15 protein-coding genes are annotated in these 13,821 nt (G+C 63.0%); all 15 read left to right on the top strand.

Going from position 1 to position 13,821, the window contains the following annotated elements; translation table 11 throughout:
* Positions 1–62 precede the first annotated feature (62 nt).
* The 15 genes from acpP (at position 63) to acpS (ending at position 13,821) form a co-directional block, all read left to right on the top strand.
* Complete coding sequence (gene acpP, locus H9K76_RS17495; RefSeq protein ID WP_003058049.1) at positions 63–302, top strand: acyl carrier protein; 240 nt, start codon at positions 63–65, stop codon at positions 300–302.
* Between the two features lie 36 nt (positions 303–338).
* A complete protein-coding gene (gene fabF, locus H9K76_RS17490) occupies positions 339–1,586 on the top strand; it encodes a beta-ketoacyl-ACP synthase II (RefSeq protein ID WP_187596595.1) in 1,248 nt (415 codons plus the stop codon).
* 127 nt (positions 1,587–1,713) lie between these two features.
* On the top strand, positions 1,714–2,214 hold the full coding sequence (locus H9K76_RS17485) for a hypothetical protein (protein ID WP_187596594.1): 501 nt from the start codon (positions 1,714–1,716) through the stop codon (positions 2,212–2,214).
* 42 nt (positions 2,215–2,256) lie between these two features.
* Positions 2,257–2,889 (top strand): RNA polymerase sigma factor RpoE, encoded by a 633-nt coding sequence (gene rpoE, locus H9K76_RS17480; protein WP_187596593.1) that lies wholly within the window; start codon positions 2,257–2,259, stop codon positions 2,887–2,889.
* A gap of 15 nt (positions 2,890–2,904) precedes the next feature.
* Entirely contained in the window at positions 2,905–3,630 is a 726-nt protein-coding gene (locus H9K76_RS17475) for a sigma-E factor negative regulatory protein (protein WP_246475106.1), read from the top strand.
* Positions 3,631–3,667: 37 nt separating this feature from the next.
* On the top strand, positions 3,668–4,708 hold the full coding sequence (locus H9K76_RS17470; RefSeq protein ID WP_187596592.1) for a MucB/RseB C-terminal domain-containing protein: 1,041 nt from the start codon (positions 3,668–3,670) through the stop codon (positions 4,706–4,708).
* Between the two features lie 157 nt (positions 4,709–4,865).
* Positions 4,866–6,311 carry a DegQ family serine endoprotease gene (locus H9K76_RS17465; protein WP_187596591.1) on the top strand — a complete coding sequence of 482 codons (1,446 nt, stop codon included), beginning with the start codon at positions 4,866–4,868 and terminating at the stop codon, positions 6,309–6,311.
* Positions 6,312–6,822: 511 nt separating this feature from the next.
* Positions 6,823–8,631: a translation elongation factor 4 gene (gene lepA, locus H9K76_RS17460; RefSeq protein ID WP_187596590.1), complete on the top strand. Its 1,809-nt coding sequence runs from the start codon at positions 6,823–6,825 to the stop codon at positions 8,629–8,631.
* Between the two features lie 34 nt (positions 8,632–8,665).
* Positions 8,666–9,634 (top strand): signal peptidase I, encoded by a 969-nt coding sequence (gene lepB / locus H9K76_RS17455; RefSeq protein ID WP_187596589.1) that lies wholly within the window; start codon positions 8,666–8,668, stop codon positions 9,632–9,634.
* Between the two features lie 89 nt (positions 9,635–9,723).
* Entirely contained in the window at positions 9,724–10,098 is a 375-nt protein-coding gene (locus H9K76_RS17450) for a DUF4845 domain-containing protein (protein WP_187596588.1), read from the top strand.
* The gene (gene rnc / locus H9K76_RS17445) at positions 10,098–10,784 is read left to right on the top strand and encodes a ribonuclease III (protein ID WP_187596587.1); all 687 of its coding nucleotides are present in this window, start codon (positions 10,098–10,100) and stop codon (positions 10,782–10,784) included. Before H9K76_RS17450 ends, rnc begins: the two co-directional genes overlap by 1 nt.
* 77 nt (positions 10,785–10,861) lie before the next feature.
* Positions 10,862–11,800 carry a GTPase Era gene (gene era / locus H9K76_RS17440; protein ID WP_187600705.1) on the top strand — a complete coding sequence of 313 codons (939 nt, stop codon included), beginning with the start codon at positions 10,862–10,864 and terminating at the stop codon, positions 11,798–11,800.
* Positions 11,801–11,849: 49 nt separating this feature from the next.
* Entirely contained in the window at positions 11,850–12,620 is a 771-nt protein-coding gene (recO, locus tag H9K76_RS17435) for a DNA repair protein RecO (protein WP_187596586.1), read from the top strand.
* On the top strand, positions 12,617–13,384 hold the full coding sequence (locus tag H9K76_RS17430; protein ID WP_187596585.1) for a pyridoxine 5'-phosphate synthase: 768 nt from the start codon (positions 12,617–12,619) through the stop codon (positions 13,382–13,384). The genes recO and H9K76_RS17430 overlap by 4 nt, the downstream gene beginning before the upstream one ends.
* Positions 13,381–13,821, top strand: coding sequence for a holo-ACP synthase (gene acpS, locus H9K76_RS17425; protein WP_187596584.1), 441 nt, complete (start codon positions 13,381–13,383; stop codon positions 13,819–13,821). The genes H9K76_RS17430 and acpS overlap by 4 nt, the downstream gene beginning before the upstream one ends.

Below are 13,821 nucleotides of genomic sequence, written 5' to 3'. Positions count from 1 at the left end.
TAGGGGCATTTGCCCGAAGCAGTTAAAATCGCGGATTCATTCACAACCCCCTGAGGGAAACCATGAGCGATATCGAAGCACGTGTCAAGAAAATCATTGCCGAACAACTCGGTGTGGAAGAGTCCCAAGTGACCAACGAAAAGGCCTTCGTGGCTGACCTGGGCGCTGACTCCCTGGACACGGTCGAACTGGTGATGGCTCTGGAAGATGAGTTCGGCATCGAGATTCCTGACGAAGACGCAGAGAAGATCACCACGGTGCAGAACGCCATCGACTACGCCAACACCCATCAAAAGGCCTGATCAGGCCTTTTGTAGATCAGCAGAAAGTTTGAACGCATGAGCCGTCGTCGCGTTGTCGTGACCGGTCTGGGCTGCATCACTCCCGTTGGAAACACGGTGAGCGAGGCCTGGGCCAATATCCTGGCCGGCCAATCCGGCATTGATCTCATCACCAAGTTCGACGCGTCGAACTTCTCCTGCAAGATTGCGGGTGAGGTCAAGGGGTTTGATGTGGAGAAGTACATGAGCGCCAAGGATGCGCGCTCCATGGACACGTTCATCCACTTCGGCATTGCGGCTGCGGAGCAAGCCGTCATCGATGCAGGGCTGCCGATTGGCGAAGCCCTGTCGGAAGACCTGGCCACACGCATCGGTTGCGTGATCGGCTCGGGCATCGGTGGACTTCCGCTGATCGAGAATACCCACGCAGAACTGGCGGCCCGCGGCCCGCGCCGCATCACGCCGTTCTTCGTTCCTGCCTCCATCATCAACATGGTGGCGGGCCATGTGTCCATGCGATTCGGCTTCAAGGGCCCGAATCTGTCGGTGGTGACTGCCTGCACAACGGGGCTGCACTGCATCGGCGAAGCAGGGCGCATGATTGAATATGGCGATGCCGATGTGGTGGTCGCTGGTGGTACGGAGTCCACGGTGTCTCCGCTGGGCGTGGGTGGCTTTGCCGCCATGCGCGCACTGTCCACCCGCAATGACGACCCCAAGACGGCGTCGCGCCCCTGGGACAAAGACCGTGATGGCTTTGTCCTGGGTGAAGGTGCCGGCGTGATGGTGCTCGAAGAGTACGAACACGCCAAGGCGCGCGGTGCCAAGATCTACGCCGAGCTGGCGGGATATGGCATGAGCGCCGATGCCGGTCACATGACCGCTCCCAACATGGACGGCCCGCGCCGCGCGATGCTCAACGCGTTGCGCAATGCGGGCGTGAATGCGGATCAGGTGGACTACCTGAACGCGCACGGCACGTCCACGCCGCTGGGCGACCTGAACGAAACCAATGCCATCAAGGCGGCCATGGGCGACCATGCCAGGAAGATGGTGGTGAGCTCCACCAAATCCATGACCGGTCACCTGCTGGGTGGCGCGGGAGGCATCGAGAGCGTGTTCACGGTGCTTGCGTTGCGCGATCAGAAGATTCCTCCGACGATCAACATCTTCGAGCAGGATCCCGAGTGCGATCTGGACTATTGCGCCAATGTCGCGCGAGACGCGAAGCTCGAAGTCGCCGTGAAGAACAACTTCGGCTTCGGCGGCACCAACGGCACCCTGGTCTTCAAGCGCGCCGCCTGATGCGACGCAGGGGGACTGGTCGCATGTCGTTGCCGTTCGTTCCCCCTTCGATTGCCCCCTCCTGTGAAGGAGAGGCTTTCGGGCCGCGTCATGTCCTTGTTCGTGCGCCTGGGAGCACGGCTGCGGCATGACCGCCGCTGACCGCATCTTCCGGCACCACCTGCACGCTCCTGCGGTGCGGTATCCCGCACGGCGCTCGCGCATGGCACTCTGGTGGATTACCGCATTGTCCGCATGTGCGTTGCTGCTGCTGGGTATGTGGCTGGCGACGGGGATGCCGGCACCTCGTCCGGTTGGGCCGGCCAGCCTGGCGTTGGCGCTCTGGGTGGTGGTGACTTGCGGTGCGCTGCACTGGTGGTGGCGCAATCCCGTGGCTGTTCTGTGCTGGGATGGCATCCAGTGGGAACTTCAGACGGTGGCGCAGGAGCATGCTTTGTGCGCCGATGTCGAGATCCTCATGGATTTCCAGTCGGTCCTGCTGGTGCGGGCGCGGGTGCTGGGGTCGCCACGGGTGCTCTGGTGCCTGCTCGAGGAAAAGGCCGATCCGTCATCCTGGGCCGATTTGCGCCGTGCGGTGTATTGCCGCGCCCATGCTGATCCACTGCTCTCCGGTGGTTCAGCCCATTGATACAAGAAGAAGACGCCGGCAACGGCGAGGTGCCGAATTAACATGACCTCTTCCAACACCGAGCCGGCCACGGCGCCCAACAGCGACATGCAGCTGGTGGAGCGTACGCTCGCAGGGGACCAGCGCGCCTTCGAACTGTTGGTGGTCAAGTATCAGCGGCGCATCGAGCGCCTGATCGGCCGCATGGTCCGTGACACCGACCTGATTCCCGACATCGCGCAGGAAACCTTCCTGCGCGCCTATCGTGCACTGCACCAGTTCCGTGGCGATGCGCAGTTCTACACTTGGCTGTACCGCATTGCGGTCAACACGGCCAAGAAGGCGCTCGTCGACCTGAAGCGCAATCCGCTTATCACGGAAACGGCTTTGCGTGCAAATGATGAAGATGATGAAACTTCTGGCAGTCCTTTTGAACTAACAACGGACGAGACCCCCGAAACCGTACTGGCTGCCCAGGAGATTGCAGCGGCGGTGAATTCCGCGATGGAGGCCCTGCCTGAGGATTTGCGCCAGGCGGTCACCCTGCGGGAGATCGAGGGACTGAGTTACGAGGAAATTGCCGAAGCCATGAATTGTCCGATCGGCACGGTGCGCTCGCGGATTTTCCGGGCGCGCGAGGCCATTTCGGCAAAGGTGCGCCCCCTGCTCGAGAAGCAGACGGGCAAGCGTTGGTGAGGCAGGATCAGATTTATGAAGCAGGTTGCAGGTGACACCATGAATGGCGATGTTGTGATGCGTGAGCAGTTGTCGGCAATGGCCGACGGCGAGCTCGTGAGCGCGCAGTGTGCTCAGGCTGTTGCGTTTGCTGATTCCGGCGAGGGGCGTGCTGCGTGGCATGAATACCACCTCATCGGGGATGTGCTGCGTTCGACGGAACTGGCGCGGCCGTTGAGCTGCGACCTGGTGTCGCGACTTCGAGCCCAGCTGGCCGAAGAGGCCCAGCCGCGAGGCCTGGCGCATGGCGAGATCGAACAGATCATCGTGCCGCAGGCGCAGCCTTCCGACATCCGCGTGGCTGCTGCGGGCGGCGCTGCGGCCCCGATCACGCTGCCGCAGGCTGATGCGGCCAACCATGACGTGTTCCGCTGGAAGATGGTGGCGGGTTTCGCATCGCTCGCGGCAGTCGCCACGATCGGCTGGAATGCCTATACGGGCCTGACCCGGCCGGCACTGGAGTCCGGCATGCAGCTGGCAGCGGTGCCGATCGCCTCTACTCCGGGAGGTGGACAGAATGTGGTGGCGGTCAGCTTCCCCCTGCAGATGTCGCCGGGCGAACCTCAGCGCCAGGGCGTGATGATCCGCGATCCGCGCCTTGATGAACTGCTGGCGGCGCACAAGCAATACGGCACCACTTCTGCGCTGCAGATGCCTGCAGGCTTCCTGCGCAATGCCACGTTCGAAGCCCCGGCACGCTGAATTGACGAATACGGTGCGTTGTCGTTCCCGCGGCGGGATGTACTCGGCCTCCATGATGGGGGCCGGCAGGGCATGGGTCGTCGCCGTCTCGATGGGGTTGGCGCCCTGGGTGGCTGCCGCGAATTGCGGCACCCATCCGATCGCCCGTTCCGAAGCCGCCGCCCTTGATGTGCACGGCTGGCTTGAGCGCATGCGCAAGGCCACCGATTTTTCGACCTACAGCGGCACCTTCGTCGTGACGTCGTCGTCAGGGGTGATGAGCAGTTCGCGTGTCTGGCACGTGTGCGACAAGGAGCAGCAGATCGAACGCGTGGAGGCCCTGAGCGGCACGCCGCGCATTGTCTATCGCCAGAATGCCGACGTCCGCACGTTCATGCCGGACGACCGCGTGGTGCGGATAGACACGCGCGAGATGCCGCGCAGATTCCCCCGTGCCAAGGGCATAGATGCCGCATCGCTCGCGAAGGGCTATGCGGTGGATATGGTCGGCGGCGAACGCGTGGCAGGCAGGGAGGCCGATCTCCTGCAGCTGCGCTCGCGCGATGCTTATCGCTTTGGCTACCGCATCTGGCTGGACCGGCAGAGCGGCCTGGTGTTGAAGTGGCAGACGCTCACTCCTGGCGGCAAGCTGCTCGAACAGGCGGCTTTCATGGATCTGGAGCCGAGCACTCCCATGAGCGGCACGCAGATCCGATCCATGATGAACGACGTCGTCGGATACCGCGTGGTGCACCAGCCCCGTTTCCCCACCACGCTTGAGGCCCATGGCTGGCAGTTGCCGGTGCCTGTGGAGGGCTTCGTGCTGCTCAATTGCTCGCAGAGACAGAAGCTGCACCTGCAGCCGTTGCGATCGGCGCAGGTGCAATGCGTCTATTCCGACGGGCTGGCCACGATCTCGGTGTTCCTTGAGCCGTACAGGGAAGACCGGCATGCCTTCGAAGGGCAGGAGTTGCGCGTCGGCGCGACCCACACCCTGTCCGCACGCGTTGCCGGCGACAGCTGGGTCACCATGGTGGGTGAAGTTCCGCTCGCAACGCTCCAGCGCTTCGCATCGGCTATAAAGCAGACATCGGGCTGATGTGATCCCGCGAGCGCAGCCTGAATCTGCGGCCTCGTCGGGAACCAAATGGCGCATTTGTCCTTCACAGATGAGAGCAATCCATTTGCTAACGTACAGAATTCCTTGAGAGGTATTGATGCTGAGGACTCCTCCGAAAACTTTGCATGGCTGCGCGATGGCCGTCATCACGGCGGTTGCGCTGGGCGCTTCCATGGGCGCCGTTCAGCCGGTTCATGCACAGCCTGCGGCCGTCGCACGCGGCCTGCCTGACTTCACCGACCTGGTCGACCAGGTCGGGCCTGCCGTCGTGAACATCCGCACCACCGAGCGCGTGACGCCCGGTGAATCGCCGACGGGCATGGATGAGGACATGCTGGAGTTCTTCAAGCGCTTCGGCATCCCCGTGCCGAACGTGCCGCGCCAGCAATCGCCACGCCGCTCGCAGCCCCAGCAGCAGGAAGAGCAGCCGCGTGGCGTGGGCTCGGGCTTCATCCTGAGTTCCGATGGCTATGTGATGACCAACGCCCACGTGGTGGAGGGTGCCGACGAGGTGATCGTCACGCTGACCGACAAGCGCGAGTTCAAGGCGAAGATCGTGGGGTCGGACAAGCGATCGGACGTGGCCGTGGTGAAGATCGATGCGACGGGCTTGCCGGCCGTGAAGGTTGGCGACGTGAATCGCCTCAAGGTGGGTGAGTGGGTGATCGCGATCGGCTCGCCATTCGGACTCGATAACACGGTGACCGCGGGCATCGTGAGCGCCAAGCAGCGGGACACGGGTGACTTTCTGCCACTGATCCAGACCGACGTGGCGGTGAATCCCGGTAACTCGGGCGGCCCGCTGATCAACATGCGTGGCGAGGTGGTCGGTATCAACAGCCAGATCTATTCGCGCTCCGGCGGCTTCATGGGCATCTCGTTCGCCATCCCGATCGACGAGGCGATCCGTGTGAGCGATCAGCTGCGTGCCTCGGGTCGCGTGAGCCGTGGCCGCATCGGCGTGCAGATCGAGCAGGTCTCCAAGGACGTGGCCGAATCGCTGGGCATGGCCAAGCCGCAGGGTGCGCTGGTGCGCGGCGTCGAGGTGGGCTCGCCCGCCGAGAAGGCCGGCGTCGAGGCGGGTGACGTGATCACCAAGTTCGACGGCAAGGCCGTCGAGAAGACGGTGGATCTGCCGCGGCTCGTGGGCAACACCAAGCCAGGCACCAAGTCCACCGTGACCGTGTTCCGCCGTGGTGCTTCGCGCGACCTGCCGATCACGATCGCCGAGGTCGAGCCCGACGAGAAGGCTGCGGCTGCGAAGGGTGGCTCGGGCAATGCCAAGCCGAAATCGTCTTCGGTGGCTGCGGAGCAACTGGGGTTGGTGGTGGCCGACCTGACGGACGCCCAACGCAAGGAGCTGAAGGTCAAGAGCGGTGTGCGCGTGACCGAGGTGGCCGAGGCGGCGGCCCGTGCGGGCCTGCGCGAGGGCGACGTCATCATGAGCGTCGCCAATGTCGAGATCCACAACGTGAAGGAGTTCGAGGCGGCTCTCTCGAAGGTCGACAAGAGCAAGCCCATCAACGTGCTCTACCGCCGTGGGGATTGGGCGCAATATGCGCTGATTCGCCCGGCTCGCTGAAGGTGGCTCTGGGTCTGCCCGGTACTCCGGGCGGCGGCGGAAATGGCCTCACCACCGACGCGGAAGTGGGGCTTTTTGCTGTCTCCGGAGCTGCTCAGTCAACCCGGAAGCAGAAATTTTGCGGTTTCTGCTACGACCCCAAAATTCTTTCTATCTGCTAATTTCTATAGAATAGCGGGCGTCCAACAACCAATATGAGTATAAATAGACTCGAATCCCCCATCATGTGGGATGAGTCGAATCGATACACAAGCAGTCCACAGATCACGCACAAGTTGTTCATCGTGGATGTGTTAAAATTGTTGATAACCTGTGAATAAATATCCCGTTGCAATGCGGCAACGCCCCTCGACTGCAGTCGGATGGGCTTCCCGAGAAGGCCTTTTTGCCTACAATGAAGCTCCAACTATCGCAGTTGCCAAAGATTGTTGGTTTAGGGCGCGTCGCTATTTGACGCGCCCTTTTTTCTTGTCTGCGTCATTGCAATTCAAACACTTGTCGTTTTCCGTTGATGAATCACATCAGAAATTTTTCGATCATTGCCCACATCGACCACGGCAAGTCCACGCTCGCTGACCGACTCATTCAGCGTTGCGGCGGCCTTGCAGAGCGCGAAATGGAAGCCCAGGTGCTGGACTCGATGGACATCGAGAAAGAGCGTGGGATAACCATCAAGGCCCAGACTGCAGCACTGCAGTACAAGGCCCTCGACGGCAAGGTCTACAACCTCAATCTGATCGACACGCCCGGTCACGTGGACTTCTCGTACGAGGTCTCGCGCTCGCTCTCCGCATGCGAAGGTGCGCTGCTCGTGGTCGATGCATCGCAGGGTGTCGAGGCGCAGACCGTGGCGAACTGCTACACGGCGCTCGACCTCGGTGTCGAGGTGCTGCCCGTGCTCAACAAGATGGATCTGCCGAACGCCGATCCCGACAACGCCAAGGCGGAAGTCGAGGATGTGATCGGCATCGATGCGACGGATGCGATTCCCTGCTCGGCCAAGACCGGCATGGGCATCGACGAGATTCTGGAGGCCGTGGTCGCCAAGGTGCCCGCGCCCAAGGGCAACCCCGATGCGCCGCTGCGCGCGATGATCATCGACAGCTGGTTCGACTCCTACGTCGGCGTGGTGATGCTGGTGCGCGTGGTCGACGGCGAGCTCAAGAAGGGCGAGCGCTTCAAGATGATGGCGACCAATGCCGCCTACGAAGCCAACAATCTCGGCGTGTTCACGCCGGCCAACCTGCCGCGCGATGCGCTCAGGGCGGGCGAGGTGGGCTACATCATCGCGGGCATCAAGGAGCTCAAGGCCGCGAAGGTGGGTGACACCATCACGCTCGAGAAGAAGCTGCCCAACAACCTGGGGCCTGCCTCCGAGGCGCTGCCGGGCTTCAAGGAAATCCAGCCACAGGTGTTCGCGGGCCTGTACCCGACCGAAGCCAATCAGTACGATGCGTTGCGCGATGCGCTGGAAAAGCTCCAGCTCAACGATGCATCGCTGCAGTTCGAACCGGAAGTGTCCCAGGCGCTGGGTTTCGGTTTCCGCTGCGGCTTCCTCGGCCTGCTGCACATGGAGATCGTGCAGGAGCGCCTGGAGCGCGAGTTCGACCAGGATCTCATCACGACCGCGCCGAGCGTGGTCTATGAAGTGGTCAAGGGGGATGGCGAAGTCATCATGGTGGAGAACCCGTCCAAGATGCCGGACCAGGGCCGGATCCAGGAAATCAGGGAGCCGATCGTCACCGTGCATCTCTATATGCCGCAGGAATACGTGGGCCCGGTGATGACACTGGCGAACCAGAAGCGCGGCGTGCAGATGAACATGGCCTACCACGGCCGCCAGGTGATGCTGACCTACGAGCTGCCGCTCGGCGAAATCGTGCTGGACTTCTTCGACAAGCTCAAGTCGGTATCGCGCGGCTATGCCTCCATGGACTACGAGTTCAAGGAGTACCGCGCCTCCGATGTGGTGAAGGTGGACATCCTGCTCAACGGCGAGAAGGTCGACGCGCTCTCCATCATCGTGCACCGCACGCAGGCCCAGTACCGCGGCCGCGCGGTGGCCGCGAAGATGCGCGAGATCATCAGCCGGCAGATGTTCGACGTGGCCATCCAGGCCGCCATCGGCGCGAACATCATCGCGCGCGAAACCATCAAGGCGCTGCGCAAGAACGTGCTGGCAAAATGCTACGGCGGCGACATCACCCGCAAGCGCAAGCTGCTCGAGAAGCAGAAGGCAGGCAAGAAGCGCATGAAGCAGATCGGCTCGGTGGAAGTGCCCCAGGAAGCATTCCTCGCGATCCTGCAGGTGGAAGATTGAGAACAAAGATTCAGGAAGAAGAAGGCATCAGCCCATGCAAGTTTTGACATCTCTGATCCTCGCAGCCTTTGTGGGCTACATCGGCGCCTGGTATGTGGGAGCCATCGAGGGCAATTTCGCGCTGCTGCTGTTTCTCGCCACCGTCGTGACGGGCGTCTACTGGGTTGCGGAGCGCTTTTACTTCCTGCCCCGCCGCAGCAAGGCCGCGGAGGCATTCGCATCGTCGACCACGCAGCGCCGTGAGGAGCTCGAACGCATGGGCATCCGTCCCGACGGCGCGGACGACCTGCAGGAAACCCGCCAGAAACTGCTGATGCAGCCATGGTGGCTCGACTGGACTGCCGGACTGTTCCCGGTGATCCTGGTCGTGTTCCTGCTGCGTTCCTTCCTGTTCGAACCCTTCAAGATTCCGTCGGGCTCGATGTACCCGACGCTGTGGGTTGGCGACCTGATCCTCGTGAACAAGTTCACCTACGGCCTGCGCCTGCCGGTGCTCAACACCCGTGTCACGCAGGGCAAGGCGCCTCAGCGTGGCGATGTGGTCGTGTTCCGCTATCCGCCCCAGCCCAATGTGGACTACATCAAGCGCATCGTCGGCGTGCCTGGCGACAAGGTGGCGTATCTGAACAAGCGCCTCACGGTCAACGGCCAGCCCGTGCCGACCACCGCCATGACCGATTTCTTCGAAGAAGACGCGATGCGCTACTTCAAGCAGTTCAAGGAAAAGTTCGGCGACAACACCCATAACGTGCTGAACAACAATGACGCTCCCGCCTTCATCCAGGGGGCCAGCAACTTCCAGTACCGCGACAAGTGCACCTACAGCGTCGAGGGCGTGACCTGCACGGTCCCCGAAGGCAATTTCTTCGTGATGGGCGACAATCGCGACAATTCGCTGGATTCGCGCTACTGGGGCTTTGTCCCAGAGGGCAACATTGTCGGCCGCGCGTTCTTCATCTGGATGAACTTCGGCAATTTCAAGCGCATCGGAGCATTCAACTGAAGCTGGCGACAAGAGAGTGAAGTGAGCGCGTCGACGGGATTGACGTGCAGAAATCAGTAAATCATCATTTCATGAGATTGAGGGAAAACATGGCAACACATCGCACATCCGCTCCACGCTCGCGCCAGCGCGGCATCTCCTTCATCGGCCTGGTGTTCATCCTGCTGGTGGCCGTGAGCATCGGCTACGTCGCCACCAAGTCGCTGCCCATTCTTCTGGAATGGCAGGCCATCGACAAGGCGGTGAAGAAGGCGGCCAACGAGGGCACGACGGTCCCGGATGTGCGCGCTTCGTTCGACCGTGCCGGAACCATCGACGACATCACCTCCATTTCGGGCAAGGACCTGGAAGTCACCAAGCAGAACGAGAAGATCGTGGTTTCCTACGAGTACACCCGCGAGATCCCGCTGTACGGACCGGCGTTCCTGCTCTACCGGCTTGCCGGTTCCTCCTCATCCAAGTAGTGTTATCACCTGAACTTCAATCGCTGCAGACCCGTCTGCAGCACGCCTTCAAGGACTCCGCGCTGCTCCAGCGCGCCGTCACGCATCGCAGTTTTTCCTCCGACCACAACGAGCGCCTGGAATTCCTGGGTGACTCGGTGCTGAGCCTCGCGGTCTCCGACATGCTGTTTCGCCGCCTGCGGGACCTTCCCGAGGGCGACCTCTCGCGCATGCGCGCGAATCTGGTCAAGCAGGATTCCCTTCACCGGATCGCCATGCGCCTGAAGCTGTCCGACGTGCTGCGCCTGGGCGAGGGCGAGTCCAAGTCGGGCGGCAAGCTGCGCCCCTCCATCCTGGCCGATGCGGTGGAGGCGCTGATCGGTGCCGTCTACCTGGACGGGGGATTCGAGCCCGCGCAGGCGCTGGTCCAGCGCTTCTTCGAGGGGGTGGACCTGAGCCCCGAGAAGCAGGCTGCCGCCAAGGACGCCAAGACCGCCTTGCAGGAGTTGCTGCAGGGGCGCAAGATGAGGCTCCCTCAATACAACGTGGTGAGCACGGCTGGCGCAGCGCACAAGCAGACCTTCGACGTGGTCTGCGAAATTCCTGAACTGGGATTGACCGAACATGGCAGCGGCGGCTCGCGTCGCGCAGCCGAACAAGCGGCTGCGGCCAAGCTGCTTGTCCATTTGAAAGCACACAACGCATGACGACGAACAACAACAATCCTCAGCCGCCTGCGGAAGACGGCACCCCGCAGCCCCCGGTGAATGCCGAGCTGGAAGCCATGCTGGCCGCTGCCCAGCCGGCCGGCGCACCGGCAGATGCGAGCGGGCAGCGCTGCGGCCTGATCGCCATCGTGGGCAAGCCCAATGTGGGCAAGTCCACGCTGATGAACGCCCTGGTGGGCCAGAAGATCTCGATTACCTCGCGCAAGGCGCAGACCACGCGCCACCGCATCACCGGCATCCGGACCAAGGACAACACGCAGTTCGTGTTCGTCGATACACCGGGCTTCCAGACCCGCCACAGCACGGCGCTGAACAAATCGCTCAACAAGACCGTGATGGGCGCGATCGGCGACGTGGACCTGATCCTGTTCGTGGTCGAGGCCGGCAGCTTCACGCTGGCCGACGCCAAGGTGCTGAGCCTGTTCAAGCCCGGCATTCCCACGCTGCTGGTCGCCAACAAGCTGGACACCGTGCACCGCCGCGCCGAGATCGCCCCCTGGCTGCGCGACATGCAGGAGCGCCATCCGTTCGCCGAGTTCGTGCCGATGTCCGCCAAGAACAAGAGCGACATCGAGCGCCTGTTCGGCATCGTCGAGAAATATCTTCCCGAGCAGCCATGGTGGTACTCGGAGGACGAGCTCACCGACCGCAGCGAGAAGTTCCTTGCCTCGGAAACCGTGCGCGAAAAGCTGTTCCGCTTCACCGGCGACGAACTGCCCTACACGTCCACCGTGGTCATCGACAAGTTCGAGGAAGAGGCGAGCAAGCAGCACAAGCGCTTCATCAAGATCGCAGCAACCATCGTCGTCGAGCGCGATGGCCACAAGGCCATGGTGATTGGCGAGAAGGGCGAACGCCTCAAGCGCATCAGCACCGAGGCGCGGCAGGAGCTCGAAAAGCTCATGGATGCGAAGGTGTTCCTCGAGGTCTGGGTCAAGGTTCGTTCGGGCTGGGCGGACGACGAGGCCCGGGTGCGCTCCTTCGGCTACGAGTGACGGACACGAAGCCTTCCGGTGCCCCGATGCCGGAAGGTGTTGAAAACGCATGGCCACCAAGCGCATCAGCGACGAGCCCGCCTTCATCCTCCACCAGTACGACTGGAGCGAGTCGAGCCTGATCCTCGAGACGTTCACGCGCCACTACGGCCGCGTGGCGCTGGTCGCCAAGGGCGCGAAGAAACCCACCTCCAACTTCCGTCCCGTGCTGTTGCCCCTGCAGCCGCTGCGCGTGACCTACACGATCGCGGGCGAAGGCCATGGCGAGATCCATGCCCTCAAGGGGGCTGAATGGGTGGGCGGGCACATCATGCCGATGGGCGATGCGCTGCTCTCGGGCCTGTATCTCAACGAGCTGCTGATGCGGTTGCTGGCGCGCGAGGACACGCATGCGCCGCTCTTCGATATTTATGGGGGCGTGGTGCGCGTGCTGGCAAGCGAGCATGGCGAGGCGCTCGAACCCGTGCTGCGCAGCTTCGAGCTGGTGCTGCTGCGCGAAATCGGACTGCTGCCCGATCTGCATGCCGAGACCACGACGCTCGCGCCCCTGGCGCCCGATGCGCGCTACACGCTGGTGGCGGAGGGCGGCCTGCGTGCCGCTGCGGCGGGGGAGCGGTCCACGCTTGCCGGATCGCACTGGATCGCACTGCACGAGGCGCTCGCAGACGACCCCAACCGCTTCACCGCCACGCTGCGTGCGCTCATGGGCGCGGGCATCGCGGGTGAACTCAAGGCCCAACTGCGCGCACTTCTGCAATACCATTGCGGCAGCCAGCTGCTGCGCACGCGCCAGCTCATGATGGATCTGCAATCCCTATGACTACCAAATCCTCCCGAACCGCCCTGTCCGTGAATGTCAACAAGGTCGCGCTGGTGCGCAACACGCGCCACCTTGGCATCCCGAGCGTGACGCGCGCCGCGCTGCTGTGCCTCGAGGCGGGAGCGCAGGGCATCACCATCCACCCGCGCCCCGACGAGCGCCACGTCCGCGGCAGCGACGTGTACGAGCTTGCAGCGTTGCTCAAGGACTGGCCTGCCGCCGAGTTCAACATCGAAGGCAACCCAACGCAGAACCTGATGCAGTTCATCCGTGATGTGCGGCCGCACCAGGCGACGTTCGTGCCGGACAGCGAAGACCAGTTCACCAGCGATCATGGCTGGACCTTTCCGCAGGACGCCGGGCGCCTCCAGCCGCTGATCGCGGAATGCCGTGCGCTCGGCGTGCGCGTGAGCCTGTTCATGGACCCGATCCCCGGGCAGATGGCGGCCGCGAAGGCCGCTGGCGCGGACCGGGTCGAGCTCTACACCGAGCCCTATGCCGCGGCGGCCACCGCTGAAGAAAGGGAGCAGCAGCTCCAGGTTTATGCCGCGGCGGCCCAGGCCGCACTCGATGCCGGCCTGGGCGTGAATGCGGGCCATGACCTGAACCGCGACAACCTGCCCGACTTCGTGGCGCGTGTGCCGGGGCTGCAGGAGGTCTCCATCGGCCACGCGTTGATCGCCGACGCACTGGAGCTCGGCTATGCCGAAACCGTGCGTGCATATCAGCGCAGCATCGACGCCGGAATGGCTGCCAGGAAATGATCTACGGCATCGGCACCGACATCTGCGACATCCGCCGCATCCGCGAGAGCCTCGCGCGGCACGGGGACCGCTTTGCCGAGAAAATCCTCTCCGAGGCCGAGCTCGCCACCTGGCGTGCGCGCAGCCGGCGCTGGCCCGCGCGCGGCGTGAGCTATCTCGCCACGCGCTTCTCCGCCAAGGAGGCGTTCAGCAAGGCCGTCGGCCTGGGCATGCGCATGCCGATGACCTGGCGAAACTGCGAGATCGGCAAGCTGCCCAGCGGCAAGCCGCACATCGTGCTGCACGGCGAGCTCAAGACCTGGTTCGAAGCCAAGGGTCTGCGCGCGCACATCACCGTGACCGACGAGACCGACTATGCGGCGAGCTTCTGCGTGGTCGAGATCGACGAACCCGAGAGCAAGACCCTGCTGCGCGACAAGCGCGAGCCACAGGATTGA

The organism is Diaphorobacter ruginosibacter (assembly GCF_014395975.1).
Taxonomy (GTDB): Bacteria; Pseudomonadota; Gammaproteobacteria; order Burkholderiales; family Burkholderiaceae_C; genus Diaphorobacter_A; species Diaphorobacter_A ruginosibacter.
The sequence above is the reverse complement of the archived record's forward strand: the minus strand, read 5'-3'. Positions and strand labels throughout refer to the sequence as shown.